This is a genomic window from Streptococcus bovimastitidis, from assembly GCF_001885095.1.
GTDB lineage: Bacteria > Bacillota > Bacilli > Lactobacillales > Streptococcaceae > Streptococcus > Streptococcus bovimastitidis.
This window is the reverse complement of record NZ_LZDD01000001.1, coordinates 109,702-135,168: the sequence shown is the minus strand read 5'-3', so window position 1 is coordinate 135,168 and position 25,467 is coordinate 109,702. Positions and strand designations below refer to the sequence as shown.

The 25,467-nt window shown below is 37.4% G+C and carries 28 protein-coding genes and 4 pseudogenes; 9 read left to right on the top strand and 23 right to left on the bottom strand.

Annotated features, from left to right (window positions below):
* Window positions 1–95 precede the first annotated feature (95 nt).
* Window positions 96–1,028 (top strand): hypothetical protein, encoded by a 933-nt coding sequence (locus A9Q68_RS00675; protein WP_071792740.1) that lies wholly within the window; start codon window positions 96–98, stop codon window positions 1,026–1,028.
* Window positions 1,029–1,059: 31 nt separating this feature from the next.
* Window positions 1,060–1,626, top strand: coding sequence for a hypothetical protein (locus tag A9Q68_RS00670; RefSeq protein WP_131814165.1), 567 nt, complete (start codon window positions 1,060–1,062; stop codon window positions 1,624–1,626).
* 77 nt (window positions 1,627–1,703) lie between these two features.
* Here A9Q68_RS00670 and A9Q68_RS00665 read toward each other — a convergent pair whose 3' ends face one another.
* The 18 genes from A9Q68_RS00665 to A9Q68_RS00580 all read right to left on the bottom strand — a co-directional run bounded on the left by A9Q68_RS00665 (window position 1,704) and on the right by A9Q68_RS00580 (window position 16,691).
* A complete protein-coding gene (locus tag A9Q68_RS00665) occupies window positions 1,704–2,111 on the bottom strand; it encodes a cupin domain-containing protein (protein ID WP_106403985.1) in 408 nt (135 codons plus the stop codon).
* A 339-nt stretch (window positions 2,112–2,450) separates the two neighbouring features.
* Window positions 2,451–2,651 (bottom strand): hypothetical protein, encoded by a 201-nt coding sequence (locus A9Q68_RS00660; protein ID WP_071792737.1) that lies wholly within the window; start codon window positions 2,649–2,651, stop codon window positions 2,451–2,453.
* A 72-nt stretch (window positions 2,652–2,723) separates the two neighbouring features.
* On the bottom strand, window positions 2,724–4,577 hold the full coding sequence (locus tag A9Q68_RS00655; RefSeq protein ID WP_071792736.1) for a heavy metal translocating P-type ATPase: 1,854 nt from the start codon (window positions 4,575–4,577) through the stop codon (window positions 2,724–2,726).
* A gap of 278 nt (window positions 4,578–4,855) precedes the next feature.
* On the bottom strand, window positions 4,856–5,131 hold the full coding sequence (locus A9Q68_RS00650; protein ID WP_071792735.1) for an HU family DNA-binding protein: 276 nt from the start codon (window positions 5,129–5,131) through the stop codon (window positions 4,856–4,858).
* Between the two features lie 97 nt (window positions 5,132–5,228).
* Window positions 5,229–5,816 carry a YpmS family protein gene (locus A9Q68_RS00645; RefSeq protein WP_071792734.1) on the bottom strand — a complete coding sequence of 196 codons (588 nt, stop codon included), beginning with the start codon at window positions 5,814–5,816 and terminating at the stop codon, window positions 5,229–5,231.
* Window positions 5,794–6,636: an SGNH/GDSL hydrolase family protein gene (locus A9Q68_RS00640; RefSeq protein ID WP_071792733.1), complete on the bottom strand. Its 843-nt coding sequence runs from the start codon at window positions 6,634–6,636 to the stop codon at window positions 5,794–5,796. The genes A9Q68_RS00645 and A9Q68_RS00640 overlap by 23 nt, the downstream gene beginning before the upstream one ends.
* Window positions 6,629–7,468: a DegV family protein gene (locus A9Q68_RS00635; protein WP_071792732.1), complete on the bottom strand. Its 840-nt coding sequence runs from the start codon at window positions 7,466–7,468 to the stop codon at window positions 6,629–6,631. The genes A9Q68_RS00640 and A9Q68_RS00635 overlap by 8 nt, the downstream gene beginning before the upstream one ends.
* A gap of 130 nt (window positions 7,469–7,598) precedes the next feature.
* Window positions 7,599–9,260, bottom strand: coding sequence for a DNA repair protein RecN (gene recN / locus A9Q68_RS00630; protein WP_071792731.1), 1,662 nt, complete (start codon window positions 9,258–9,260; stop codon window positions 7,599–7,601).
* A gap of 18 nt (window positions 9,261–9,278) precedes the next feature.
* Window positions 9,279–9,749, bottom strand: a complete 471-nt coding sequence (locus A9Q68_RS00625) for an arginine repressor (RefSeq protein ID WP_071792730.1) — start codon at window positions 9,747–9,749, stop codon at window positions 9,279–9,281.
* Entirely contained in the window at window positions 9,736–10,563 is an 828-nt protein-coding gene (locus tag A9Q68_RS00620) for a TlyA family RNA methyltransferase (protein WP_071792728.1), read from the bottom strand. Before A9Q68_RS00620 ends, A9Q68_RS00625 begins: the two co-directional genes overlap by 14 nt.
* Entirely contained in the window at window positions 10,556–11,425 is an 870-nt protein-coding gene (locus A9Q68_RS00615) for a polyprenyl synthetase family protein (protein WP_071792726.1), read from the bottom strand. The genes A9Q68_RS00620 and A9Q68_RS00615 overlap by 8 nt, the downstream gene beginning before the upstream one ends.
* Window positions 11,425–11,640, bottom strand: coding sequence for an exodeoxyribonuclease VII small subunit (locus tag A9Q68_RS00610; RefSeq protein ID WP_071792724.1), 216 nt, complete (start codon window positions 11,638–11,640; stop codon window positions 11,425–11,427). The genes A9Q68_RS00615 and A9Q68_RS00610 overlap by 1 nt, the downstream gene beginning before the upstream one ends.
* Window positions 11,618–12,958 (bottom strand): exodeoxyribonuclease VII large subunit, encoded by a 1,341-nt coding sequence (gene xseA, locus A9Q68_RS00605; protein ID WP_071792722.1) that lies wholly within the window; start codon window positions 12,956–12,958, stop codon window positions 11,618–11,620. Before xseA ends, A9Q68_RS00610 begins: the two co-directional genes overlap by 23 nt.
* Before the next feature lie 120 nt (window positions 12,959–13,078).
* Window positions 13,079–13,921, bottom strand: coding sequence for an NAD(P)H-hydrate dehydratase (locus A9Q68_RS00600; RefSeq protein ID WP_071792720.1), 843 nt, complete (start codon window positions 13,919–13,921; stop codon window positions 13,079–13,081).
* On the bottom strand, window positions 13,918–14,772 hold the full coding sequence (locus A9Q68_RS00595; RefSeq protein ID WP_071792718.1) for a bifunctional methylenetetrahydrofolate dehydrogenase/methenyltetrahydrofolate cyclohydrolase: 855 nt from the start codon (window positions 14,770–14,772) through the stop codon (window positions 13,918–13,920). The genes A9Q68_RS00600 and A9Q68_RS00595 overlap by 4 nt, the downstream gene beginning before the upstream one ends.
* Before the next feature lie 115 nt (window positions 14,773–14,887).
* Window positions 14,888–15,622, bottom strand: coding sequence for an amino acid ABC transporter ATP-binding protein (locus tag A9Q68_RS00590; protein ID WP_071792716.1), 735 nt, complete (start codon window positions 15,620–15,622; stop codon window positions 14,888–14,890).
* Window positions 15,622–16,305 carry an amino acid ABC transporter permease gene (locus A9Q68_RS00585; protein ID WP_071792715.1) on the bottom strand — a complete coding sequence of 228 codons (684 nt, stop codon included), beginning with the start codon at window positions 16,303–16,305 and terminating at the stop codon, window positions 15,622–15,624. The genes A9Q68_RS00590 and A9Q68_RS00585 overlap by 1 nt, the downstream gene beginning before the upstream one ends.
* A 155-nt stretch (window positions 16,306–16,460) precedes the next feature.
* On the bottom strand, window positions 16,461–16,691 hold the full coding sequence (locus tag A9Q68_RS00580; protein ID WP_071792713.1) for a DUF1797 family protein: 231 nt from the start codon (window positions 16,689–16,691) through the stop codon (window positions 16,461–16,463).
* Window positions 16,692–16,971: 280 nt separating this feature from the next.
* Between A9Q68_RS00580 and A9Q68_RS00575 the strand changes: the two genes are divergently transcribed.
* The 3 genes from A9Q68_RS00575 to A9Q68_RS00565 all read left to right on the top strand — a co-directional run bounded on the left by A9Q68_RS00575 (window position 16,972) and on the right by A9Q68_RS00565 (window position 20,168).
* Complete coding sequence (locus tag A9Q68_RS00575; protein WP_071792712.1) at window positions 16,972–19,260, top strand: ATP-dependent Clp protease ATP-binding subunit; 2,289 nt, start codon at window positions 16,972–16,974, stop codon at window positions 19,258–19,260.
* A 122-nt stretch (window positions 19,261–19,382) separates the two neighbouring features.
* Entirely contained in the window at window positions 19,383–19,829 is a 447-nt protein-coding gene (locus A9Q68_RS00570) for an NUDIX hydrolase (protein WP_071792710.1), read from the top strand.
* 36 nt (window positions 19,830–19,865) lie between these two features.
* On the top strand, window positions 19,866–20,168 hold the full coding sequence (locus A9Q68_RS00565; RefSeq protein ID WP_071792708.1) for a DUF1827 family protein: 303 nt from the start codon (window positions 19,866–19,868) through the stop codon (window positions 20,166–20,168).
* A 125-nt stretch (window positions 20,169–20,293) separates the two neighbouring features.
* Here the strand turns inward: A9Q68_RS00565 and A9Q68_RS00560 are convergent.
* Window positions 20,294–20,459, bottom strand: a pseudogene (locus A9Q68_RS00560) (transposase); the annotation flags it as partial.
* Between the two features lie 84 nt (window positions 20,460–20,543).
* Window positions 20,544–21,311 (bottom strand): annotated as a pseudogene (locus A9Q68_RS10540) (IS3 family transposase); the annotation flags it as partial.
* 109 nt (window positions 21,312–21,420) lie between these two features.
* Between A9Q68_RS10540 and A9Q68_RS11130 the strand changes: the two are divergent.
* Window positions 21,421–21,583 (top strand): annotated as a pseudogene (locus tag A9Q68_RS11130) (IS3 family transposase); the annotation flags it as partial.
* A gap of 155 nt (window positions 21,584–21,738) precedes the next feature.
* On the opposite strand, the gene A9Q68_RS11040 reads toward A9Q68_RS11130, so the two are convergent.
* From A9Q68_RS11040 to A9Q68_RS10935, 3 genes are read right to left on the bottom strand one after another with little or no spacing between them, the layout of a single operon-like run.
* A complete protein-coding gene (locus tag A9Q68_RS11040; protein ID WP_276204028.1) occupies window positions 21,739–22,479 on the bottom strand; it encodes a hypothetical protein in 741 nt (246 codons plus the stop codon).
* Window positions 22,463–22,942, bottom strand: coding sequence for a hypothetical protein (locus A9Q68_RS11035; RefSeq protein WP_276204042.1), 480 nt, complete (start codon window positions 22,940–22,942; stop codon window positions 22,463–22,465). Before A9Q68_RS11035 ends, A9Q68_RS11040 begins: the two co-directional genes overlap by 17 nt.
* On the bottom strand, window positions 22,939–23,193 hold the full coding sequence (locus tag A9Q68_RS10935) for a hypothetical protein (protein ID WP_240494197.1): 255 nt from the start codon (window positions 23,191–23,193) through the stop codon (window positions 22,939–22,941). Before A9Q68_RS10935 ends, A9Q68_RS11035 begins: the two co-directional genes overlap by 4 nt.
* 334 nt (window positions 23,194–23,527) lie before the next feature.
* Between A9Q68_RS10935 and A9Q68_RS10930 the strand changes: the two are divergent.
* The 3 genes and pseudogenes from A9Q68_RS10930 to pepD form a co-directional block, all read left to right on the top strand.
* A pseudogene (locus A9Q68_RS10930) lies at window positions 23,528–23,791 on the top strand (transposase); the annotation flags it as partial.
* A 213-nt stretch (window positions 23,792–24,004) separates the two neighbouring features.
* Entirely contained in the window at window positions 24,005–24,301 is a 297-nt protein-coding gene (locus tag A9Q68_RS10875; RefSeq protein ID WP_206281787.1) for a hypothetical protein, read from the top strand.
* Window positions 24,291–25,442 (top strand): beta-Ala-His dipeptidase, encoded by a 1,152-nt coding sequence (gene pepD / locus A9Q68_RS00535; RefSeq protein WP_206281786.1) that lies wholly within the window; start codon window positions 24,291–24,293, stop codon window positions 25,440–25,442. Before A9Q68_RS10875 ends, pepD begins: the two co-directional genes overlap by 11 nt.
* Window positions 25,443–25,467: the final 25 nt, after the last annotated feature.

Below are 25,467 nucleotides of genomic sequence, written 5' to 3'. Positions count from 1 at the left end.
TGATTTTTTTAAGACTAAAACTGAAATTCGCCAATCTTTCAAAGTGTAAATCCTGTTGGAGTGCTATAATAAAAGTAAGAATGGAGACTAGCAAAATGAAAAGAAAAATCTTTTACCTCTTACCCCTAAATTTGCTTCTAATAGCTTGTACTTCACCTGCTCAAAACACGACAAACAGCTCTAATAAAACAGACAAAATCCTAAAAACGAAAACAAATTCTAGCTCAAAACAGAAAAATGCTTTACAAACTAAAAACCAAAAGAAAAATGAAGAATTATATGCTGACATCCTTGCCAACTATCCCAACCAGTATTACTCACGATCACATGCTTTCTGCGATATTAATCATGACGGTATTGATGAATTAATTATTGGTAAAGCGGATTTCGCTGAAGCCCTCTATTATTTAGTTAACGAACAGCCCACTTTACTAGCCTCATCTATTGTCGCTAGCGCCGGGGGCAATAGACAAGGCTTCACTATTTTTGAAGATGGTAAAGTTCTAAGCAGTCAATGGTCTTCCTTAAGTCCTATGGCTGAAAGTAAGGTTTATCAAATCCCTGATAATGGTGGACAAGCAAAAATTGTCGCTAGTGATGAGCAATACAATATCCATGACAATGACCTTAGCCAAGTTGGTATCACTAATACCCAAACACTGAACTTAGCAGCTCTAACATGGTTACCAGCAAAAACACAAGCATCACAATCAGAAAATCCTAGTGCCGAAAACCCTAGCCCCACAAACCCAAGTACTGAAGCCTATCAAACGGATGTCTTCCCAAGTGCTTGGCAATCAGACACAAAGCTAAGAGACGGTTTTTACATCAGTTTTATCGAAAACACAGAAGCAGCCGACACCCACATTTCCCAAATGACAAATATGAAGGAAACAGATGTCGTTGTTCTCCCCAATGGCCAAGCCCATGCTTTCCTCGACTGGATTCGCCAAACAGCCCCAGACGGAACAACCAAAAATGGATTAGAATCCAATTACCAGTATTGGCTAGAGAATGTTAAAAAGTAAAAATGAACATGTATTAATAGAAAGACTTATCATGAAAATTAAATATTTATGCTTAATTCCACTTACCCTTATCCTTGTTGCTTGCTCAGATAATCAAGAAGCTGCAAAATCATCATTTTTAAAGTCTAAAAATATTGAACAAACAACAAGGTCGTCTACTGAATCATCTGAATCTAAAAAGACTACAAATCAGATATCTAATAATAATTCTAGTGCTTCAAATATAGATTCTGAAACAAGCACAATAACTAATACAAGCACTTCTTCTTTAGATGACCAAGAATATCCACCTTATGTTGCTGAATATGTCTCACTTAATGGAGAACAAGAAGGTAAACCACTAAGAGATGCCTATGGTCATATTTTCAGAAATGGATTTTATATTCATAGTAGTTATGCTACAACTACAAATGGTAAAACAGAGTTTGGAATGGTTTATCAATTAAATCAAGGAATGAGGGTTGATCAAACTCTGATATTAAAAGCTGATGAAGCAAAAGAATTCCTCGACTGGATTCGCCAAACAGCCCCAGACGGAACAACCAAAAATGGATTAGAATCCAATTACAAATACTGGCTAGAGAATGTGAAGAAGTGAAAAAGGAAGCTGGTAATCAGCTCCCTTTTTCGTAAAGATTATTTTTTATTTATCCTATTTTGAGATTATTATCATTTTTATTCATTCAAATACTTACAATCAAAATCAATTTTATCATTTTTTATGATTGAACTTTTATCACATCCATCTGGGACAAATCTAAAAACAATAAACTTAGCATCTAGTTGACTTTTATTAGTTAGCCTATGAATTGAATGTCTCACACGAATTACATCGCCATCAATTGCATTGTATGTTTTGATTTCCGAAGTTTTTTCATTTATTACTTCAATACAAATAGCTCCACTCGTAATAACTATAACTTCTTCAATATTAGAATGTTGATGCCAATCTTGAATTGATTGTTTCGGAATAAGATTCTCATGAATTTCAAACTCTGGAAATAAAAAATAATTGACTTTTGTTCCATTATCTTTTTCAACAAAAATAGAATAACTTATTTTAACTTGCTCTATTTCCTTCATTATTTTACCTGTCCTTTATTTTTAGTATAACTCATTTAAGTAATTTTAATGCATTTTTTCCTAGTAATTAATTGATGTTTTTTCCAATTGTAAAATCTTATTTTCAAAAATAAATTACAGAGTAAAAAACTAAGATTGAAATAAATTTTTAAAAATCTATAGTCCGATACTTTTCATAAGTGGTGAAAGTGGCCAATTTCAACAAGTGCCACTCGGAAATCTTGAGACTTTTGGCTCAAGATTTAGACATGGAATAACGTAGTGAGTCGCTGTCGTCCGAACCACTACCGAAAAGTATCGAAAATCAAATCAAATAAATTAATAAAAAAAAAGACTATTTCATCTGAAATAGTCTCTTTTGAATTTTTGAGCTGGGCTGATCTTTTGATCACCTCTTTTTAGGTAATAGGTTTTACTGCTCTTTTTTCCTGGTTTTGGTAAAAACTTGTCTGATAATTTGATAAAAAAGATTATCTTGCCAATGGAAAAGAGCGCAAATCCTACTAAAACAGCTTCTAATCCTAATTCTAATTCTAACATGGTTTCTACTTTCTATTAAGACTTTAATAATAGTATAAACGCTTTCATGTTTAGAATCAAGTTTATCTCATTTTATTTAAAGGATAAGAGGCGTAAGCCATTCAGAATAACCAAGATTGTTGAACCTTCATGACCAACAACACCTAAAGGTAAATTAACAATTTGGAAGACATTGGCTAGGATTAATAAGCTAATGACTGATAGGGCAAAGATAATGTTCTGTTTAACAATGCCTTTCATCTTCCGAGAAAGTTTAATAGAGAAGGGAATTCTGGTTAAGTCATCCATAATAACGGAATCAGCACTTTCCATGGCAATATCAGACCCTGCACCGATGGCATAGGAAACATCAGCTTGAGCAAGAGCTGGCGCATCATTGATACCATCACCAACCATGGCTACAAAACCATATTTTTCTTTAATTTCAGCTAAACGAGCCACCTTATCCTGAGGCATACAATTAGCTACGACATCATCAATGCCTAATTTTTCAGCGACATATTTAGCTGTTTTTTCTTGGTCTCCAGTTAACATAACTGTTTTGATTCCAAGGTCATGCATCATTTTAACAGCTTCTAAAGATTCTTTCTTAATATCATCTAGTAAAGCGTAGTAAGCCATTAACTCCTTATCACGACTAACAAAGATTAGGGTTTTCCCTTGACCTTCAAAGGTATCAATCTCAGCTTCTAAATGGTCAATATGATCTACCACTTCTAAAATAAAGGATTTTTTCCCAATACGCCATTCATGTCCTTGATAACGGAAGACAAATCCTTTACCAGAAATTTCTTCAGCATCCTCGATAGCAAGGCGATTGATGTCCCCAGTAAATTCTAACAAGGCTTTTGAAATAGGATGGGTAGAGGCTTCTTCTGCTGTTTTAACCAAGGCATCAATTTCCGCCTTGTCACCAACATAATGGGTATCAACAACAGATGGCTTACCTTGCGTTAAAGTACCGGTTTTATCCATAACGACAGCTTTAATATCACCCATATTATCGATGACATCTCCGCCTTTAATGACTAAACCTTTTCTGGCAGCGCGGCTGATAGCAGCTAAACTTGCTGGTGTAGACGAAGCAACTAAAGCACATGGTGAAGCAACTGTCAGTAGGATCATTCCCCGGTAAAAAGCAGCCAACCACGTCCAACCAAGGGCAAAGTGACAAAAGAGGATGAAGATAGGCACTAAAAGCAGAACCATTTTCACATAGTTATCTTCCAGACCTTCAATAAAGGTCGCTGTTTTACTTTTTTGGGTTTGCGCAGATTCAACCAGGTTGACGATCTTAGCAAAAAGGGTGTCCTCATTCTCAACTGTTACCAACATCTCAATGGTTTGGCCCTCATTAATGGTACCACCAATCAAATTGTCTTTAGCTCCTTTATCAACCGTAATTGGCTCACCAGTAACCATGGATTCATCAAATTGCCCAAAGTCACTAAGCAACTCCCCATCAATTGGAACAGATTCCCCTTTACGAACTTGTAGTTTGTCCCCAATTTTTAAATCTTTGGTGCCAACTTCTTCAATAGAGCCGTCAGCCATAATTTTGCGGGCAGTATCCGGTGTTAGGTTCATTAAGGCAGAAATGGCATTTTTACTCTTTTCCATCGCCATTTCTTCCAATGTATTGGAAAGGGAGAAAATGAAGATTAACAAAGCCCCTTCTAACCAATAGCTAATGATACCAGCACCAACAGCAGCAAGAATCATTAAAACGTCAACAGAAAGATGCTTATTAACAAATAAATCTTCTAGCCCTGCTTTAGCTGATTCATAACCACCAATAAGGAAGGCAGCGATAAAAAAGTATGAGGCCAAACTAGGATTTGAACCTAATAGTGGTAAGCCAATTAAAATTAAAAGTAAGCATGTTAATGTTTCCATCAAATGGATATGTGCTTTGATCCAAGTCATAATATTTCCCTCCAAGTTAGAAATAATCTAACTATTTAACTTATCTTAATTATAATTATTCTAAATAAAAAAGTCAAGTAATTTAGAATAATTCTAATTAAGATTAACCAGGAAAGTAATTTAAGCTCAAATCAATGCTTTTATTTGGCAGATTTGAGTGGATTCTAGCCATTTGCTCCTCTTTTGCCCCAAAAATGCCCCAAAAGTCAAAATTCATCAAAAAAAAGCCTATTGAGCAGGCTTGAAAGCTTGCTACAATAGGCTTTTTGTATATGCGATTATTTTACTGCGTCTTTAAGAGCTTTACCTGCTTTGAATGCTGGTACTTTAGATGCAGCGATTTTGATTTCTGCACCAGTTTGTGGGTTACGACCTTTACGAGCTGCGCGTTCGCGAACTTCAAAGTTACCAAAACCGATTAATTGAACTTTTTCACCTTCTGAAAGGAATCCTTCGATTGCTGAAAAAACTGCGTCTACAGCTGCTGCTGAATCTTTTTTAGTAAGTTCAGTTGCTTCTGCAACTTTTGCGATTAAATCTTGTTTGTTAGCCATTTAACAAATCCTCCAATTAATTAATAAGCAATATGCTTTAACAAGTACAATAATATCTAAAAAATGCTTATAGGTCAAGTATTTAACGTTATTTTGCCTATATCTTGTAAATATCAAAGCTTATTTTATCATTTGCCAAGTCAATCTTTTTTGCCATGAGATAAATGTCAGCATCATTCTTGATTTTACTGAGGTTAACAACTAGTGATGATTCCTTAGGTTTAACCTTAACAAAAGCTGGTAAATCATAGCTTGATTTAAGGTACTGAAGGACTTCTGCTTCTGGTAATGGTAAGGTTCCTGCTGAAATCGATGAAACCTGTAACTGAACATTTCCGTTAGCTAAAGCAATTGGCTGGAAGTAGACGTAAAGAGGGACTTCATACCCTAGTAGCTTGTATTTACCTTCAAAGACAATTGATGTGCTAGAAGCATAAATATCGTATGACATGTCTTTATTCTGATAGTCTTTTAAATATGAAGCTACTGTTTTATTCAGTTGTTGACGATTGGTCGTAACGGTTCCAACCCTAATATTTTTCTGTTTACTGACCTTGATATGTTCAGTTTCTGGTTCGCGAATTTGAATTAGGCGGCTGCCAATGACGACAACAAAGGCGATGTTCATGGCTAAAATCAGTAAGCAGGCCCACTTCCACCAATTAATTTGTAAGTTTTTTTTCATGTTTTTTAATACTCTCCATTACTGTGTCTGACATGATTTGATAGCCAATATTATTGGGATGAAAATGGTCGCCAGAATATAAGACATCATTTAATATCCGTTTTTTATCTCCTTCTGACTGAACAATACCTTCCTTGCCATCAACACCCTTATAGAGCTGATCGTTAATAGGAACAAAGTGGACATTGTCATATTGCGCAATAGTCTTTTTTGTCTTCTGATTCCAGTTATCGACAATTTCTTGCATCTGAGTGATTTCTGGAAAATTGAGGTAAAAAGGATTATAAATTCCAAGTACATAGATATGGATATCTTTATTGCTCTTCTTAGCAATTGTAATAATTTTTTCCAATCTTTCCTGATAATCAAGCATAGGCTGATCAAATGAAGAGATGTCTAAATTGGTCAAGTCTTTACGAATGACAGCCATAACATCGTTTCCACCGACTGTTAGGGTCATCAAATCTGCATTCTTTAAATCAGCTTGCAGACTTTTATCCTGACGCATCCTTGTTAATATTTGAAGACTGGTATTGCCGGATACCCCATAATTTTGTGTTTGGATTGTTACTGGGTAATGGGCTTCAATATCTTTTTTTAGTAAAGGAATAAAGCCACCCTGACCAGTTGAATCACCGACTCCTTCTGTTAAGGAGTCACCGATTGCAATGTAAGAAAGTTCTTTCTTTTCCTGATTTAAAAAATCACTAGCTCTTAATTGAGACTGTGATTTTGGAATAACTTGGTTAAAAAATAATAAGGATAACAAGAGTGATATGGAAAAGAAAGCTAAGATTTTAAGCAATTCTTTATTATTCATATTGTATCATGACGGCAAAAGCGCCTTCTCCTGTATGTGTTTGGATAATAGAGCCAGTTTCCATGACGGAAATTGGTCCTGAGTAAAAAGGTTTAATGCGTTCCAAAAGCTGATCTGCTAATTGACGGTCACCTGCATAGGAAATAGCTAATTGAGCAATTGGTTTTGCTGCTAATTCCATCATATGACCTTCCAACCATTTGAAAAAGGTTTTATTGCCTCTACCTTTGGCAACTGGTTTTAGCTGGTCAGGAATTAATTCCATTAATAAACGAATATTTAATAAGCTGCTAATTGCTCCTGTGACACGACCAATTCTGCCACCTTTAACCAAGTTTTCCAATGTCGACACGCCAATATAGAGACTTGTTTTTTCTTTGACTTCAGCAACTTTTGCTAGGATTTCATCAAGTGAAGCCCCTTCTTTAGCCAATTTTGCAGCTGCAATAACCTGAAATTTAAGGGCTTGGTCTGTAAAGGATGAATCAAAAACATGAACTGGTGCCCCAGCTATTTCAGCCCCCTGACGGGAAGCTTCGATGGTTCCTGACAAAATCGGATTTAAGTGAATAGCAACAATTTCACTAGCCCCATCAGCCACTAATTTTTCGTAGTAGTCGGCAAATAAACCAACTGGTGGCTGACTGGTTTTAGGTAATTGTTTGCTGGCTTTCATTAGTGAGAGGAAATGCCCTTCTTCTTTAAGGTCATTATCTGAATATAATTTACCATCAATCATCACAGATAGTGGTACTACAGTAATATCATATTGTTCAAGTAATTCTTTTTCAATAGTTATTGATGAATCCGTAACAATCTTAATCTTTCCCATGTTTTTTCCTATCTAAAACGAAACTATTATTCTTATATTCTAGCACTGTTTTGGCAATAAATCAAAAGTTCTCATATTAAAAGACAGAAGAAAAAGATGATTATGACCATCTTTTCTGACTTATTTCTTCTTAATGATTTTCCAGCAAATCACGTGCCTGTTGACGAGCAGTTTCTGTAATATCAGTTCCCGCTATCATTTTGGCGATTTCTTCGATTCTTTCCTCTTTATCCAAAAGTCTTGCTTTAGAAACCGTACTATCATTCTTACTTTCCTTAGAAATGTAAAATTGATAGTCGGCAATGGCGATGACTTGTGGCAAATGGGAAATGGCAAGCACTTGGCTATTTTGACCAATCATATAAATTTTTTGCGCAATGGCATGGGCTACTCTGCCGGAAACCCCTGTATCGACCTCGTCAAATACAATGCTTGTTTTATCAGCCTTACTTGAGATGGAAGCTTTAATTGCCAACATCAGGCGTGACAATTCTCCCCCAGAAGCAACTTTCACCAATGGTTTAAAGCCTTCACCTGGATTAGTTGAGATATAAAATTCAACAGTTTCATTACCATTGCGGTTAAACTTGGAAGGCGTCATCTGAACTTTAAAGTCAGCTTTTTCCATGTAAAGGTCTTGCAGTTGTTTTTTAATATCAGCTTCTAAAAGACTAGCTAATTGGTGTCTTTGCTGACTCAAATCAGCTGCTTGAGCGACCAAGGCCTTTTCCTCTTTTTTCAGGTCGGCCTCTAAATCTTGGCTGGAGCTTTCACTGCCAGTTAGGAGTTGGTATTCCTTATCAATATTGGCATAATAGTCCAATAGATCGTCGACTGTCCCCCCATATTTGCGAGTCAGGCTATTGATAATATCCAGACGGCTCTCAACTTCCAAAAGCCTGCCAGCATCAAAATCCAAATTATCAATGGTATCTGTTAGCTGCTTATTAACATCTTCAAGAATATAATAGGCTTCCGAAATGTTACTGGCCATCTGTTTATAGTCAGGATCGTAATTTTCAAGTGCCAACAAATCATTCATACTCGAGCGAATATTAGCTAGGCTTGATAGCTCGTCATTATCCAACATGACAGCTGCATTGGTTAAGGTATCAGCAATCAATTTATGATTCATCAAACGGTCACGCTCAGCATGCAGACGGTCATCCTCACCTGGCTGTAAATCAACCGCCTCAATCTCGGCGATTTGAAAGGCCAGCATGTCAATCCGTTCCTTATGCTCACGAGCATTCTTCTGCTTCTCAAGAACAGCCTTGCGCAAGTTTTTATAACGGTCAAAAGTACTTTGATAAGACTCTTTGGTTTTTTGAAAATGGGAATCGCCAAAGGCATCCAAGATAGCTAAATGGTGAGCAGGACGCATTAATTCTTCCTGATCGTGTTGGCCGTGGATGTCCACTAAGAATTGACCAACTTCCTTTAAAGTTGATAAGTTAACCATTTGGCCGTTAATCCGGCTGACGCTCCGCCCATTTGCGAAGAGGTCACGGCGTATAATAAGTTCATCTTCCACCGCAATGCCATTGGCTTCTAAGACAGAAACCAGTTCTTCTTTTTGGTCAATGGAAAAAAAGCCTTCAATTTCAGCCTTTTGAGCACCATGACGAATAACATCCAAACTAGCACGCGCCCCTAGCATCATATTCATGGCATCGATAATAATGGATTTCCCGGCACCCGTCTCACCTGTCAAAACAGTCATGCCATTTTCAAAATTAAGGGAAATCTCTTCAATAATTGCAAAATTCTTGATGGAAATTTCTAAAAGCATATGGCTGACCCTTTCTTCTTATGATTTTTGATTCATCCATTCTGAAACTTCATCGCGAATGATGTCCTCGTCAGCTTCACTCTTTGTCAGAATCAAGATACTATCATCATCGGCGATAACACCAAAAAGTCGATCCGCAAAATCTTGACAAAGGTAGCGTTTAATAACCATAGCATTTCCTGGCACAACCTTTAAATAGAGGTGTTGTTTTAAGCCTGGATTTTTTTCCGAAATAGACAATATGGTTGAACGGATAGACAAGGGGCGTTGGCTAATCTTTTTCCCAGAATCTTGTGATAAACCGTAGATGTAGGGACCAGAACCTGAAGGGATTTTAACAATCCCAATTTCATTCATATCACGTGAAATGGTTGCCTGAGTTAACTCAAGCCCATGCTCTCTTAAGAGTGCCAACAATTCATGTTGGGTTTCAATATCATGAGATAAAACAATTTTCTTAATTAAATTCAAGCGTTCATTTTTCTTCATTTTTCTTAAATTCCTTATGTGCTTTGTCAACAAGTGCTAGAATATCGACTGCCTCTGATTGCAATGAAGAGTCCGATTTTTGCAAGTGTAATAAGAACTCAATGTTACCATGACCACCTTGGATTGGTGAAAAATCAAGTCCTTTAATGATAAATCCGAAATTTTCGGCAAAGGCCATAACATCCTCAATGACTTTTTGATGGACAGCCTTGTCCTTGACAATACCATTTTTACCAACCAATTCACGACCAGCTTCAAATTGGGGTTTAATTAAGGCAACTACCTGACCATGATCAGCTAAGATAGCATGTAAAGCTGGCAAAATCAGACTCAAAGAGATAAAAGAGACATCGATACTTGCAAACTGAGGTTGGCCTTCTGTGAAGTCTTCTAATTGGGCATAGCGAAAATTATACTGTTCCATACTTCGCACACGGTCATCTTGTCTTAATTTCCATACCAATTGATTGGTACCCACATCCACAGCATAGACTAATTTGGCACCGGACTGCAGCATGACGTCAGTAAATCCACCAGTTGAGGCACCAATATCAATAGTTACCTGATCCTTAACCGAAATGGCAAAGACATCAAGTGCTTTTTCTAATTTGAGACCGCCACGACTCACATATTTAAGTTTGTCCCCTTTTAGTTTGAGTTCAGTGTCCTCATCAATTTTTTCACCTGGCTTATCATAGCGTTGACCATTTAAGACAGCAACAACTAAGCCGGCCATAACGCCACGTTTAGCTTGTTCCCGGGTCTCAAATAGGCCTTGTTTAAAAGCCAAAACATCAACTCTTTCTTTAGGCATGAAGACGCAACCTTTCTATCAAAGCCTTGACGGCATCTGCTTTAATTGTTTGAGCCTTTTCCAACTCAGCCAAAATCGCCAAACTCTGATCAATATCCTGATTCAAAATCTGGTAGGATTTATCAAGCCCAAGCAAACTTGGATAAGTCATTTTATCAGCCGCTAAATCTTTTTCCGGCGTCTTTCCTAATAGCTCAAAATCAGCAGTCACATCCAGGATATCGTCACGAACCTGAAAGGCATGACCAACCAAATGACCAACTTGAAGGAATTTTTCTTGAACCTCTTCTTGGGCATCAGCAATTCTTGCTCCTGCCCAAAATGGGAAGGCCAGTAAACAGCCGGTCTTATGGCGGTGAATAGCTTGCAGTTGGTCTAAAGATAACTTTTGCCCTTCTGCTTTCATATCCAGCATTTGACCACCAACCATGCCAAAAGTCCCTGAAGAATCAGAGAGACATTGAATCAAGTCAACTCTTACTTGAGCAGGAAGATCAGTTCCAGCTACTAAAGCAAAAGGATCCAAAAAAAGGCTGTCGCCAGCTAAAATAGCTGTAGCTTCATCAAATTTTTTATGGTTTGTGAGACGACCACGACGGTAATCATCATTATCCATGGCAGGTAAATCATCATGAATGAGACTACCCGTATGAATCATTTCTAAAGCAGCTGCTACCGCAAAATGACTCTCCTCTAAAGGGATGGAAAAAGCTTCTAAGACATCCAATAAGAAAAGGGGTCTGATTCGTTTGCCACCAGCATCTACTGAGTAAAGGATAGCTTCAATCATTTCAGTCGAAACAGCAGCTTTACTTTGGTAAAAAGAGGCAATGGTTTGGTTAATCTTAGTTAACTTATCCATTAGTTTTCCATCTCAACTTCTGTGCCATCATTTTGCATAACCTTAACCAAGGTTTTTTCAGCTTCTTGTAAGGTTTTTTGCAAGCCTTTTGATAAAATCATCCCTTTTTGAAATTCAGCCAAGGCCTCTTCTAAGGGCACATCACCATTTTCAAGCTTGCTGACGATGGCTTCTAATTCTTGTAAACTTTCTTCAAATGTTTGCTTCTTTGACATTTTTAACCTCTACTTCTAATTGTCCATCTTGTAATTCCACGGCTAATAAATCGCCTGCTTGCGTTTGCTTAATGGAGGTAAGGACTTTATTTTCTTTGCGTAAGATACTATAGCCTCGGGCGATAATTCTTTGGGTATCTAAGGATAGTAAAGTATCTTGAGCTTTCTCAAAACGCGCTAAGCTCTGATCAAAACGTTTTTGCATATCCACTCGCAACCACTGTTCCATGTAGGTAACCTTTTCCTGGTAACGGTTGATTTTAGTGACCAAATCTAGGGATTGGAGACCATGTCGAGCATGGATTTCCGCCTGCTGGGCTTGGGCAATAGTTTGCTTGATACTATATTGTAACTGCGACTGCAGACGATCAATTTTTTGCAGGTAGCCATCATATAGGCGGTCTGGCTGTCTAAAAATAACTGACTGCGATAGCTTTCTTAGGTTGTCAGATTTTTGTTTAATCAGCCTTAGATTAGCCTGATAAGCCCTGTTTTGCTGATCGCTGATCCAAGAGATAATATCGCTTTTCGTGACCGGTGTCGCTAGTTCAGCTGCCGCTGTTGGTGTGGCTGCTCGGCGATCGGCTACAAAATCAGCCAAGGTTACATCTGTCTCATGGCCAACGCTGGAGATAATTGGGAGGCGTGACTCGAAGATAGCCTCAACCACGATTTCCTCGTTAAAGGCCCAAAGGTCTTCAATCGAACCGCCACCTCGTCCGACAATCAACAAATCCAAGTCATCTCTTTGGTTAGCCCTTTGAATATTGGCAACAACTTCTTGAGCTGCGCCTGCACCTTGGACCTTGGTGGGATAGAGGAGAATTTCAACTCCCGGAAAACGTCTGGATACTGTTGTAATGATATCTTTGATAACGGCACCACTGGGACTGGTAATGACACCGATTTTACTGACAAATTGGGGCAATGTCTGTTTATGACTGTCATTGAAAAAACCGGCTTGGCTTAATTTTGCTTTTAATTGTTCAAACTGAATAGCCAAGGCACCAATACCATCTGGCTCAATTTTTTCAATAATGATTGAGTAAGAGCCTGAAGGTTGATAGATTTGAATCCGGCCGACGACATTGACTTTCATGCCTTCTTCCAAGTCAAATCCTAATTTTTTATAGGTTCCTGCCCACAGTGTCGCTTGGATCACAGAACCTTCATCTTTTAAGGAAAAATATTGATGACTAGGTCTTTTTCGAAAATTCGAAACCTGACCTGTTAAATAAACCCGCTCTAAATAGGGATCTCGATCAAACTTTAATTTGAGATATTTGGTTAGTTGACTAACACTTAAATAATCAGACATCAGATTCCTTTCCTCATTTTTGGTCAGAAAGACCAGTATATACAAGAGCCATTATACCATTTTTCCCCTTAAAAAGCTTGGCTTAGATACAAAAAAAGGAGCCAAAGGCTCCACATAGATTTAGGATTTTTTAGCTAATGTCTGCATCCATTTGGGGATAACTTGACTAATGCGACTTGGCAAAACCACGTAGGCTTCTTTTGCCTCTTGTTCAGCAATATAAGCATGTAAATAGGTAGCAGCCTGAACCCTTTCAAAAAGGCTGACCTGCGGAAATTGCCCACTAAAGCCAGCAATCATGCCAGCCAAAGTGTCCCCCATACCACCCGTCGCTTGGTAAGGTCCACCAACCGATAGGCGATAAATGGATTCTCCTTTAATCAGTTTGGTTTGGTGACTTTTAGCCACTAAAATTGTCCCTTGAGGAAACTGTTTCAGAGCCTCCTGACTGGCCATTTCGGTCTGCTCATTGATAGCTAGTCCTGATAGGCGCTCCCACTCCTTTTCATGGGGTGTCAGGATTAGATTCTGACCGGATTTAAGTTTGGGTTTTCTTTTGGCCATGAGGTTTATTGCGGAGCCGTCTAGAATGAGGACTTGCTCTTCTGACAGATGCTCCATGACTAAATCAAATAGGCTCTCAGCTTTGCTATTCTCCGAAAGACCGGGACCTAACAAGACACTATCGGCAGTATGTAGGGTCTGTAAGAATAGACTTTGGTCTGCGACGTCTAAGGCCATGGCTTCAGGTAGACGAGCGTGCAAGGGGCTAATGGTCTCTTTTTCGGTTGCTACTGTAACTAGGCCTGCCCCACTAGCTACTGTTGCTTGAGCAGCCATAATAATTGCACCAGCAAAGGGATAAAAGCCACCAATCAGAAGCAAACGACCGTAATCGCCTTTATGACTTTTACGAGGGCGTTCTTGAATGACCTGGGTCAGGATACTTTCTTCTAGAATCATTGGCTAGCACTTCTTAGGGCTGCTTGATAAGTTTGTTCTAAGAGCATGGTGATAGTCATTGGGCCAACTCCTCCTGGAACTGGGGTGAGATAGCTTGCTTTTTCTGCCACTTGCTCATATTCTACATCACCAATCAATTTACCATTGTCATCACGATTCATGCCGACATCGATAACCACTGCCCCTTCTTTGACGAAATCAGCTGTCACAAAGTGACCTTGACCGATGGCAACAATTAATATGTCTGCCTGACTTGTAACTTGCGGCAGATGACGAGTGCGAGAATGCGTTAGGGTCACAGTTGCATTTTTATCCAAAAGCAATTGCGCCATTGGCTTCCCTACAATGTTTGAGCGACCAATGATCACGGCATGTTTGCCTTCTAAATCAATGCCATACTCGCTAAACATTTCCATGATCCCAGCTGGTGTACATGGTACCATCAGAGGCCGTCCTGACCAAAGATGACCAGTATTCATTGGATGGAAACCATCGACATCTTTTTTAGGATCAATGGCTAGGATGATTTTTTTATCATTAATATGGCTAGGTAAGGGAAGTTGTACCAGGATGCCATGGATGGATTGGTCCAGATTGTATTGCTGGATAATGGTGATCAGTTCTTCTTGGCAAATGGATTCTGACAAACGAACCGTCTCACTTTTAAAGCCTGCAGCTAGAGCGGATCGTTCTTTATTACGCACATAAACTTGACTTGCGGGATTATCACCTACCAAAATGACAACTAAGCCTGGAACAATCCCATGTTCTGATTTTAATTTTTGCACTTTTTCAGCTAATTGGCTCTGAATCTTTTGTGCTAAAGCCTTACCATCAATAACTGTTACCATTTAATACTCCCTTAACTACTTTTTGTCTATTATTATACCAAAAAAATGAGAAAGCAAGCCCTCATTAATTTGAATCTTATCATACGGTCTGATTTTATGAAACCCTATATACCATTTATAGGATTTTACTTAAAAAATCTTGGGTTCTGACTTTTTGAGGAGCTTCAAAAATAGCTTTTGGAGGGCCCTCTTCTAGGATTTGTCCTTGATCCATAAAAATAACTCGGTCAGCTACTTCTTTTGCGAAGCCCATTTCATGCGTTACAATGACCATGGTCATTCCTGATTTGGCCAAATCTTGCATAACTGCTAGAACTTCGCCTACCATTTCAGGATCAAGAGCGGAAGTTGGCTCATCAAAAAGCATCGCATCTGGCTCCATAGCTAATCCCCTTGCGATAGCAATTCTCTGTTGCTGACCACCGGAAAGACTTGCAGGAAAAGCACTAGCTTTTTCTCGTAAACCGACTTTATCCAAAAGCTGATAGGCTTTTTCTTGAGCTTGACGCTTGCTTAAGCCTTTTGTTTTAACAGGTGACAAGGTGATATTGTCTAGAACTGTCATATTGGGAAATAAATTAAATTGTTGGAAAACCATGCCCATTTTTTCCCGCATTTTAAAAATATTTTTTTTCTTATCTGTAATATCAAGTCCTTCAAAAAGGATAGTCCCTTGACTCGGCACTTCTAAGAGGTTCAATGATCTTAACAAGGTCGATTTTCCAGATCCAGAAGGGCCAATAATAACCACTACTTCACCTTCTGCAATACTTATATCAATTTCTTTTAAGACCTGATTTTGGCCGAAAGATTTGGATAAACCTTTAATGTCAATTAGTGTTTTTGTCATCACATTGCTCCTTGTCCTAATTTTTTCTCTAATAAGCCCAGTAAATAGGACAAAAGTGTGGTTAACATCAAATAGTAGAATGCCGCAAAAAGCAAAGGCGTTACAGGTGAGTAAGTTGAAGCCACAACAGATTGAGCACCATTCCAAAGTTCCATTACACCAATGGTCTGCAAGAGAGCACTATCCTTGATTATGGTAATAAACTCATTGCCAAGTGCAGGTAAAATATTTTTAAAGGCCTGTGGTAAAATCACATAGCGCATGGCATTTTTGGGGACAATCCCCAAGGAATAAGCAGCTTCCAGTTGACCTTTGGGTACAGCTTCAATCCCCGCTCGAACAATTTCAGAAACATATGCTCCGCTGTTAAGCGATATAATAATAATACCGGGTAGCAAGCGAGAAAAATCCAAGTCCAAAACACCAAATGAGATGGTCGGCATCTGATTAAAGTGCATCCAAGCAAAGGCAATCATAATCTGTACAACCATGGGAGTACCCCTGAAAATCCAGATATAAAAATTCGCTAACCATTTAAAAACTCTTATATTACTGCGTTTCATAAAGGTCAACAGAACTCCAATAATGGTTCCAAAAAAAACGACACAGACTGAAATGAGGATGGTGATAAGCACACCATCATTAAAATATGCCCAATATTTAGGTAAAAAAGAAAAATCCATATAAGTCCTCTATTCATTTCTAAAACAAAATAATAGAAATAATTATAACATTCAATGAATAAAAATACAATGATGATTTTCCATTTTTTAAATTTTAAGCAAAAAAAAAACTCACTAAACGTAAGCTTTTTTAAAAATAGTTTAAGGACAAATTATTAATATAATAAGTCGTAGATTTCCATAGCAATTAAGTCAATGCTATCAAATGAATATGATTCACGTGCTTCAACATCACGTAATGTGAATACAGGACCATTGTCAGGATCATTTGAAAATGAAACTTCAGCAACAACTACACCTTCACGTTCAAAATTTCTTTTTAAATTTCCACCATCATTGACCATTAATTCAAGACGATTAATGATTCTCACTAAATGTGATTCCATTTCTTTTCTCCTATTCGTTTTATTATCCCCTATATTTTAACATAAAAATAAGTAAACCAACACAAAAAGGACCATTTTTATTTGTTTTTTCACAGTCATTTTCATGTAAAGTGACTGAAAGGATAATCGTTAGACTATTTTTATCACTCTTATCTAGTAAGTGCTAATTTTTGAACTTTTTACTTGATTTCCATATCAAGGGTGCTATAATATGACTATAAAGTTTGACCATTATTGACTAAATGGTTCCCTTTTTATTCTTTGCCCCGGGAGGTAACTTATGCTTTGTCAAAATTGTAAATTAAATGAAGCGTCTATTCACTTATATACAAATGTGAATGGCAAAAAAAGACAGATAGATCTTTGTCAAAATTGCTATCAAATCATGAAAACTGATGCAAATAATCCAATTTTAGGAGGAATGCATTCTAAATCGCAAGAACAAAGAGATTCACTCAATCCATTCTTTGATGATTTCTTCGGAGATCTCAATAATTTTAGAGCCTTTGGTCAATTACCAAATACGCCTCCTACACAGGCAGGGGGCCAAGGAGGGGGCAATGGTGGTAACAATCACCAAAATGGACAAGCTGCAAGACCTGGAGCAAATCCACATTCTGCTCAAAGAGAACCAGGACTTCTAGAAGAATTCGGTATTAATGTTACTGATATCGCACGTCGTGGCGACATTGATCCCGTTATTGGTCGAGATGAAGAAATCATTCGTGTCATTGAAATCTTAAACCGTCGTACCAAAAATAATCCCGTCCTTATTGGTGAGCCAGGTGTTGGTAAAACAGCCGTTGTTGAAGGCCTTGCTCAAAAAATTGTGGACGGCGATGTTCCTCATAAATTGCAACATAAACAAGTTATCCGTTTAGATGTGGTTAGTCTGGTCCAAGGTACTGGTATCCGTGGTCAATTTGAAGAGCGGATGCAAAAATTGATGGAAGAGATTCGCAATCGTCAAGATGTTATTCTCTTTATTGATGAAATCCATGAAATTGTTGGTGCCGGTAGCGCTGGTGATGGTAATATGGATGCTGGTAATATCTTAAAACCAGCCTTAGCTCGTGGCGAATTACAATTGGTTGGTGCTACTACTCTTAAAGAGTACCGGATTATTGAAAAAGATGCCGCACTCGAACGCCGGATGCAGCCGGTTAAGGTGGATGAGCCATCTGTCGAAGAAACCATTACAATTCTAAAAGGTATCCAAGGTAAATACCAAGACTATCACCATGTTAAATATAGTCAAGATGCTATAGAAGCAGCCGCAAACTTGTCCAACCGTTATATTCAAGATCGATTCTTACCGGACAAAGCGATTGACTTACTTGATGAAGCGGGTTCAAAAATGAATTTGACCCTAAACTTTGTTGACCCTAAAGAAATTGATCAACGATTAGTGGAAGCCGAAAATTTAAAAGCGCAAGCCACTCGTGATGAAGATTTCGAACGCGCAGCTTATTTCCGCGACCAAATCGCCAAATATAAGGAAATGCAAAAACAAAAAGTAGATGAGCAAGATATTCCAATCATCACTGAAAAAACCATTGAGGCCATCGTTGAGCAAAAAACCAATATTCCAGTGGGTGATTTAAAAGAGAAAGAACAATCACAATTGGTGAATCTGGCAGCTGATTTAAAAGCCCATGTTATTGGTCAGGATGATGCTGTAGATAAAATTGCTAAAGCTATCCGAAGAAATCGTGTTGGTCTAGGTAGTCCAAACCGGCCTATTGGTTCTTTCCTTTTTGTTGGTCCAACTGGTGTTGGTAAGACAGAATTATCTAAACAATTAGCTCTTGAACTCTTTGGTTCAGCTGATAATATGATCCGTTTTGATATGTCCGAATACATGGAGAAACATGCTGTTGCTAAATTAGTTGGTGCCCCTCCAGGCTATGTTGGTTATGAGGAAGCTGGTCAATTAACTGAAAAAGTAAGACGAAATCCCTACTCTCTAATACTTTTAGATGAGGTGGAAAAAGCCCATCCTGATGTCATGCACATGTTCTTACAAGTTCTGGACGATGGTCGCTTAACTGATGGCCAAGGCCGCACTGTAAGTTTCAAGGATACCATTATCATTATGACTTCAAATGCTGGAACTGGTAAAGTTGAAGCTTCAGTTGGTTTCGGAGCTGCCAGGGAAGGTCGTACCAATTCTGTCCTAGGAGAATTAAGCAACTTCTTTAGTCCAGAATTTATGAACCGTTTTGATGGCATTATCGAATTCCAAGCTTTAAGCAAAGACAACTTGCTTCAAATTGTTGATTTAATGTTGGATGATGTCAATAAGCGCCTAGCTCATAATAATATCCACCTTGACGTCACAGCAAAAGTCAAAGAAAAATTGGTTGATCTTGGGTATGATCCAAAAATGGGTGCTCGTCCATTAAGACGTACCATCCAAGAACACATCGAAGATGCTATCACTGATTATTATCTGGATAATCCAACAGAAAAAGACTTAAAAGCCATGATGTCCTCAAATGGCAAAATTGTCATCAAGTCAGCTAAAAAAACCGAGAAAAAACAAAATGTGACTGAAGTCATTGAATAGTTTACAAAGAGTGCTATAAGCACTCTTTTCTTCTTCTTTTATGTCATTTTTTTCTAAAAAATACAAATTTTTATAAGATTATTCAGCAAATTTTTAGTATAATAGATTAAAGGAGGGGGCTTATGACAGTTCCAATTTTCGGCGAAAAAAAGAATGACCAAGACTATCAGTCTCGATATGGCGTCTATGCCATCATTCCAAATAAAGAAGCTGACCAAATCATTTTGGTCCAAGCTCCAAATGGTGCTTGGTTTCTACCTGGCGGTGAAATCGAGGAAGGTGAAGATCATATGACTGCCTTAGAACGGGAGTTAATTGAAGAACTTGGCTTTTCTGCAAAAATCGGTTATTACTACGGTCAAGCCGATGAGTACTTCTACTCTCGTCATCGTGACACTTATTATTACAACCCCGCCTATCTCTATGAAGTAACTTCATATGAAATTGAGGATAAACCGCTTGAAGATTTTAATCAATTAGCTTGGTTCCCTGTCGAAGAAGCCATTGATAAACTTAAAAGAGGCAGCCACAAATGGGGTGTGACAGAGTGGCAAAAGCATCATCATTAAACGTTAATATAAATTCATCTTAATTTGGAGGATAGTATGAGACTAATCAATACAACTAGTAGTCATCCTGAACTTGTTCAGAATCAGCTACGAAATACAGATGCCCAACTTGTCGAGGTCTACTCTGCAGGTAATACTGATGTCATTTTTACAAAAGCAGCAACCCACTATGAACTGTTGATTTCCAATAAATACCGTGCCATAAAAGACGAAGAGTTAGATGCTATCCGTCAGTTTTTCCTCAAGCGGAAAATTAATCCTGAACACATTGTTCCAGGTAAATCCAAAACCCTTCACACCAATAATCTCATTGAAATGTCATTCCAAATTAAAGAATAAATTTGAGAGATTGAGACAAAAAGATTTCTCAGATATAAAAATAGAGTTCCACTTTTGGTGAGGCTCTATTTTTTGGCACTTTGTCAACTGTAGTAGGTGGATGAAAAGCTAAGTTCTAGGGAGTATCAAATTGATATTCTCTTTTTAATGTTCAAAGCAATCAAAATACGCTTTTTAAAGTTTTCAAAGTTCCGAAATCCAAAAGCGTTACGCTTAATGACTTTATTAAGATTGTTAGTAGTTTCTAGCTTGGCGTTAGAATAGGGAAATTTCGAGAACATTAGTGATATAAGTCTTAGGTATTATGGAGGCCTTAAAGATTGCTTTTGGAAAGGCGACAGATTTCTGTACAAAATTTATAAAGTGTTTTTCATAGGCAATTAATGTTTTGTTCATGTGTGTCTGGTAGTTCAGACTGCCATGAATGCGAAGATAATTCCACCAGTGGATATAATATTACATTTTGAAGATTTATTCTTCCAGTGAATGGAAAGTTTCTTGGTTGACAAATTCAATCTTGAAAGCACGATAGGTGCTCTCAGCTACAGGAACATAAATCAAGTCCGTTATTAGAGCTTCCAGTAGCTTTTCTGGGTTGAATTGTCTATCTAACTTACCTGTAGAGTAAGGTATAAAGGCCGCCTTCTGATAGACGAAAACCAGGTTGAGTCGCTCCATGATACGACGAATCCGTCGGAGTGAAATCCTAACACCATCGATTTCCATGCCTTTCTTGATTTTACGAGTGCCATATCTTGATTTACTCTCAAGGAAAATACTTTTAATGATGGTTGCCCTTGAGAACTGCCTCGGATACTGGTTCTACGGCTTTATAGTAATAGCTAGAGGGTGGAATCTTCAGCTAACGACACATAGCTACAATGATATACATATTCTTGTTAGCAGTGATTACTTGTCTTTTCGTGCCATAATCACTGCCGCTTGCTTTAGGATATCTCACTGCATTTTATGATCTTTGTTGTGCTTTCGGAGTTCAATCAGCTCATCTTGTTCACCTGTAATATTATCAACGGTTTTAAATGAACCAGTTGTTTTTTCCTGAGGAACCCACTTATCGAAAGTTGAAGGGGTCAACTCATATTCTTTGATCAGCTCACTTCGTTTCATACCAGCCTTGTGAAGTGGCGACGTAGGTTTCTAGACATACTTTTTCTCCTGTTATCTTTAGTATAGAACGCTTAATAATTTCTGTCTAGTTTAGTGTAACCGATTCATAGAATTGCCTAATAGGGTAAGCTTACACAGCGAACAAGGCTCAGTATATACATCTAAGACTTACTACCAAGCTTGTACGAAAAAAGGCATTATCCGCTCTATGTCCCGAAAAGGGACACCTTCAGATAACACCTGTATTGAATCGTTTCACTCCGTCCTAAAGACTGAAACCTTTTATCTCCATGAAAGGAGAAAATACAACATAGATAGTATAGCAAACATTTTATAATGAAACTAGAATTCAACAGAGAATAGGCGACCAGTCTCCCGTACAATACAGAAAACTGATAGAGATTTTACATTTTAGAGTATTCTCTTTCTTTAGATGTTTATTTTAAATGACAACCATTAAACCAAACATTATCAAAGTAAAAATGCCGATAATTATCATTAATGGCCATACAAACTTGAACCAACAATCAAAAGTAATGCCGACTAATTCAAAAGTTACCTTAATCAGACCAGTTGGAGTAATAAATGCAATCCATCCTTGACCTTGGTTGTAAGCAGAAACAACTACTTCTCGCCCAACATTTACAACATCAGCAAGTGGTGCAACAATTGGCATAGAAAGTGTTGCAAGACCCGAAGATGATGGAATGAAAATTCCCAAGAATGAGAACAAAATCATTTGTACTGATGAAAATAGAACGCCATTAACGTTAGCAATTAAACCTGACACTTCGTTCAAAATCGTATCAGAAATTGCTCCACCATCCATGATAATGTTAGTTCCACGAGCCACAGCAATAGTTAAACCAACACCAACTAAACTAGCAGCTCCATCAATAAAGACAGAAATGGCTTTTTTCTCTCCAAGATTCGATAAGGCCATATTGATTATACCAATTCCTAAGAAAAGAGTGGTCAACTGTTCAAACCACCATCCACCAACTGATACACCCCATATAAGAATAGGAAAACCAGCTGCAAAGACACGTAACATTAAAATAGGACGCCAGTCAAATGGAATTTCTAAGTCTGGATTATAATCTTTCAAGAAATGCTCTTTAATGTCTGGCATCATATCCGCTACAAGTGATTTACTTGGATTAAGCTTAACTTTTTTTAGCATAACGATATAGATACAACAAAGTAATAAATTCAGCAATTATTAATGAAACAAGTCTAAACCCTAAGCCAGTTGAAAAAGAAATACCTGCAGCATTTGAAGCAATGACAACTGAGAATGGATTAGTCGTTGAAAACATTGTTCCAATAGATGAGCTTAAGAAGAGTGCTGAAATTCCCACAATAGCATCATAACACGCAGCTAGAAAAATTGGCATTAATATTGGGTAAAAAGCAATACACTCCTCTGCCATGCCAAATGTTGTACCACCAGCAGTAACAAGTAGTGAAACAAGTACAATCAGGAAGAACTCATGACCTTTACTTTTACGAGATAATGAAGAGATACCTGCTGCAAATGCACCAGTTTCATTAAGAATTGCAATATTACCCCCTAAAATAAGAACAAATCCGATAATATCAATACTTTCAGTTAAACCAGTAACCGTTGCACTCAAAACTGCTATAATATTTTGAGGGCGTTGAGTAATTTTTCTATAAGAATGTGGTATGCTACGGGTTTTTTTACAGAACCATTTTTAAAGTTTTCTAATGGAACGGTGATGTGGTATTTATCTAATGTTTTTTGTGTAGCTGGTACTTCTTTTGTTTCTCCGTTAACATCCACCTTAGTAAAGCTTTGTGTTTCTGGTGTGTAAATTAAACGTTCAAATGCACCTGATGGAATAACATAAGTCAGAACGGATGCTAACAACATAATGATAAACAAAACTATAAAAGCAGATGGAAAACCACTTTTTTCTTTACTTTAGCTTCTTGAGTCATAAGAATCTCCAATCATAAACAAAATTGTGAAAGAATGATTGTGAAAACGCTTCACAAGATGGGTTATAACATTTTATATTTTTTGAAGCGATATATAAAAAAGATAATAATAAATGTTGACTATTATCCTTTTTCCGTAGATAATTTAAATTATCTTCATTACAATTTAAAAAATAGAAATATAATTTTTTTTACAGAATATTTGATATGACATAATAAGGAATGAAAGAATTTTCTTTGGTTGTCACTGAAAGGAAGCCTCGTTACAAAAGGTTATAGCGTTACTTGAAACAACGGAAAATTTGCTAACCTTTTACCAATTTCCACATCACATTTGTAGAGTATATACTCTACAAACTTGATTTAATCGCTCAATGAGTAAATTAAGCGACAAAACAAGAGCTTAGTGGGATCTAAATGAAGAAATCTTGGAAAGATACCTTGTAAGTATTTTTGAGGACTATAATAATAAATTAAGAGCCTGTATTCATAAAAAATTTAGAATATGCTTCAATACACTTGATAGCTAATTTAACTAATATTCAGATACTTCACTCTTGTATTTAAACAAAGTTACTAACTATATCTAGAATAGTTATATATCACTTTACTAGAGATTAATTTAATATATAATCTGAAAGTGTTCTTAATCTTGATTATTTTATTAAGACAATTGACCAAACTCAATAAATTTTGTAATACTAGTATAATCTCAGAAAGAATAAGTAAAAGGAGACAACTAAATGACTTTATCAATTGAACCTCAAAATGTTTTTCATTGGTTCTACGAATTAAACCAAATTCCACGGGAATCTGGACATGAAGAAAAAGTTTCACAATTTTTAATGGATTTCGCCAATGAGCGTGGTTTAGAGGTTCACCAAGACCAACTCTTAAATATTATTATTAAAAAACCAGCGGCAGCAGGATACGAAAATGCTGAGCCAGTTATTATTCAAGGGCACATGGACATGGTTTGTGTAAAAACCAAAGACACTGTCCACGACTTTGAAAAAGATCCTATCCAAATTGTTTGTTGAAGATGGTTTCTTAAAAGCTAAAGGTACTACTTTAGGGGCTGATAACGGCATAGCTGTTGCCATGATTTTAGCCATTTTGGATGGCAACTACAAACATCCGAAATTAGAGTGCCTCATCACAACAAACGAAGAAACGAATATGAGTGGAGCGGGCGCCGTGAATCCAAACCTCCTTTCCGGCACTCGCTTGTTGAATATCGACTCTGAAGAAGAAGGTATTTTCCTAACCTCTTGTGCTGGTGGTGAAACCGATACCTTTACTTTCCAATTAGAAAAAGAAAATGTCAAAGGTTATAAAGTTGATCTCGAAGTCTCTGGCTTAAGAGGAGGACACTCTGGACAAGAAATTATCAAAGAACGTGCTAACGCTAATATTGTTCTTTTCAGAATTTTGAATGTCATGGCCGCTGAAACAAACCTTCATATTGTCCATTTAGAAGGTGGTAGCAAAGATAATGTTATCCCTAACAATGCTTCTGCTACTGTCATTGTCAGTGACTTAAACAAAGCCCAAACTAGTTTTGACCTGATGCTTAAAGATTTGAAAGTTGAATTTGAAAGTGTTGATCCAGACTTAAGCGTCTTCTTTTCTGCAGCTGAACAAGATGAGGAATTACAAGCTTATACAAAAGCACTGACTGAAAAATTGATTGCTTTCTTCATGGTACTCCCTGATGGTGTCCAAACCATGTCACCTGATGTCAAAGGCTTAGTCCAAACGTCATTAAATAATGCTATCATGCTTGAAAATGACGATAGTTTCCAATTAATCACTTCCTTACGGTCTTCAGTAGAGTCAAATTTAACAAACCTTTCTGCTAAATTAGCTTATATTGCGCAATTTGTTGGCTGTGGTTTTGAGCAATCTGACTTTTATTCTGGATGGCACTTCGAACCAAATAGCCCTCTTAGAGACCTCTGCTTAAGAGTGCATCAAGAAACCTTTAATGAAGAAGCAACATATGATGCTATTCATGCTGGATTAGAATGTGGTATGTTGAAGAAAATTTTACCAAAATGTGATATGATTAGTTATGGTCCTAATTTATATGACGTTCATACTGCAGATGAAAAATTAGATATTGCCTCAGCTGAAAGAATTTGGCAGTTTACCTTAAATTTACTTGAAAGTATGAATTAAAAAAATGCCAGAGGTAAGGAGAACT

What these genes read in the sequence shown, in the direction of transcription:
- A9Q68_RS00675 (WP_071792740.1), top strand. Translation starts at nt 96, where the DNA reads ATGAAAAGAAAAATCTTTTACCTCTTACCCCTAAATTTGCTTCTAATA.
- A9Q68_RS00670 (WP_131814165.1), top strand. Translation starts at nt 1,060, where the DNA reads ATGAAAATTAAATATTTATGCTTAATTCCACTTACCCTTATCCTTGTT.
- A9Q68_RS00665 (WP_106403985.1), bottom strand. Translation starts at nt 2,111, where the DNA reads ATGAAGGAAATAGAGCAAGTTAAAATAAGTTATTCTATTTTTGTTGAA.
- A9Q68_RS00660 (WP_071792737.1), bottom strand. Translation starts at nt 2,651, where the DNA reads ATGTTAGAATTAGAATTAGGATTAGAAGCTGTTTTAGTAGGATTTGCG.
- A9Q68_RS00655 (WP_071792736.1), bottom strand. Translation starts at nt 4,577, where the DNA reads ATGACTTGGATCAAAGCACATATCCATTTGATGGAAACATTAACATGC.
- A9Q68_RS00650 (WP_071792735.1), bottom strand. Translation starts at nt 5,131, where the DNA reads ATGGCTAACAAACAAGATTTAATCGCAAAAGTTGCAGAAGCAACTGAA.
- A9Q68_RS00645 (WP_071792734.1), bottom strand. Translation starts at nt 5,816, where the DNA reads ATGAAAAAAAACTTACAAATTAATTGGTGGAAGTGGGCCTGCTTACTG.
- A9Q68_RS00640 (WP_071792733.1), bottom strand. Translation starts at nt 6,636, where the DNA reads ATGAATAATAAAGAATTGCTTAAAATCTTAGCTTTCTTTTCCATATCA.
- A9Q68_RS00635 (WP_071792732.1), bottom strand. Translation starts at nt 7,468, where the DNA reads ATGGGAAAGATTAAGATTGTTACGGATTCATCAATAACTATTGAAAAA.
- recN (WP_071792731.1), bottom strand. Translation starts at nt 9,260, where the DNA reads ATGCTTTTAGAAATTTCCATCAAGAATTTTGCAATTATTGAAGAGATT.
- A9Q68_RS00625 (WP_071792730.1), bottom strand. Translation starts at nt 9,749, where the DNA reads ATGAAGAAAAATGAACGCTTGAATTTAATTAAGAAAATTGTTTTATCT.
- A9Q68_RS00620 (WP_071792728.1), bottom strand. Translation starts at nt 10,563, where the DNA reads ATGCCTAAAGAAAGAGTTGATGTTTTGGCTTTTAAACAAGGCCTATTT.
- A9Q68_RS00615 (WP_071792726.1), bottom strand. Translation starts at nt 11,425, where the DNA reads ATGGATAAGTTAACTAAGATTAACCAAACCATTGCCTCTTTTTACCAA.
- A9Q68_RS00610 (WP_071792724.1), bottom strand. Translation starts at nt 11,640, where the DNA reads ATGTCAAAGAAGCAAACATTTGAAGAAAGTTTACAAGAATTAGAAGCC.
- xseA (WP_071792722.1), bottom strand. Translation starts at nt 12,958, where the DNA reads ATGTCTGATTATTTAAGTGTTAGTCAACTAACCAAATATCTCAAATTA.
- A9Q68_RS00600 (WP_071792720.1), bottom strand. Translation starts at nt 13,921, where the DNA reads ATGATTCTAGAAGAAAGTATCCTGACCCAGGTCATTCAAGAACGCCCT.
- A9Q68_RS00595 (WP_071792718.1), bottom strand. Translation starts at nt 14,772, where the DNA reads ATGGTAACAGTTATTGATGGTAAGGCTTTAGCACAAAAGATTCAGAGC.
- A9Q68_RS00590 (WP_071792716.1), bottom strand. Translation starts at nt 15,622, where the DNA reads ATGACAAAAACACTAATTGACATTAAAGGTTTATCCAAATCTTTCGGC.
- A9Q68_RS00585 (WP_071792715.1), bottom strand. Translation starts at nt 16,305, where the DNA reads ATGGATTTTTCTTTTTTACCTAAATATTGGGCATATTTTAATGATGGT.
- A9Q68_RS00580 (WP_071792713.1), bottom strand. Translation starts at nt 16,691, where the DNA reads ATGGAATCACATTTAGTGAGAATCATTAATCGTCTTGAATTAATGGTC.
- A9Q68_RS00575 (WP_071792712.1), top strand. Translation starts at nt 16,972, where the DNA reads ATGCTTTGTCAAAATTGTAAATTAAATGAAGCGTCTATTCACTTATAT.
- A9Q68_RS00570 (WP_071792710.1), top strand. Translation starts at nt 19,383, where the DNA reads ATGACAGTTCCAATTTTCGGCGAAAAAAAGAATGACCAAGACTATCAG.
- A9Q68_RS00565 (WP_071792708.1), top strand. Translation starts at nt 19,866, where the DNA reads ATGAGACTAATCAATACAACTAGTAGTCATCCTGAACTTGTTCAGAAT.
- A9Q68_RS11040 (WP_276204028.1), bottom strand. Translation starts at nt 22,479, where the DNA reads ATGCTAAAAAAAGTTAAGCTTAATCCAAGTAAATCACTTGTAGCGGAT.
- A9Q68_RS10935 (WP_240494197.1), bottom strand. Translation starts at nt 23,193, where the DNA reads ATGTTGTTAGCATCCGTTCTGACTTATGTTATTCCATCAGGTGCATTT.
- A9Q68_RS10875 (WP_206281787.1), top strand. Translation starts at nt 24,005, where the DNA reads ATGACTTTATCAATTGAACCTCAAAATGTTTTTCATTGGTTCTACGAA.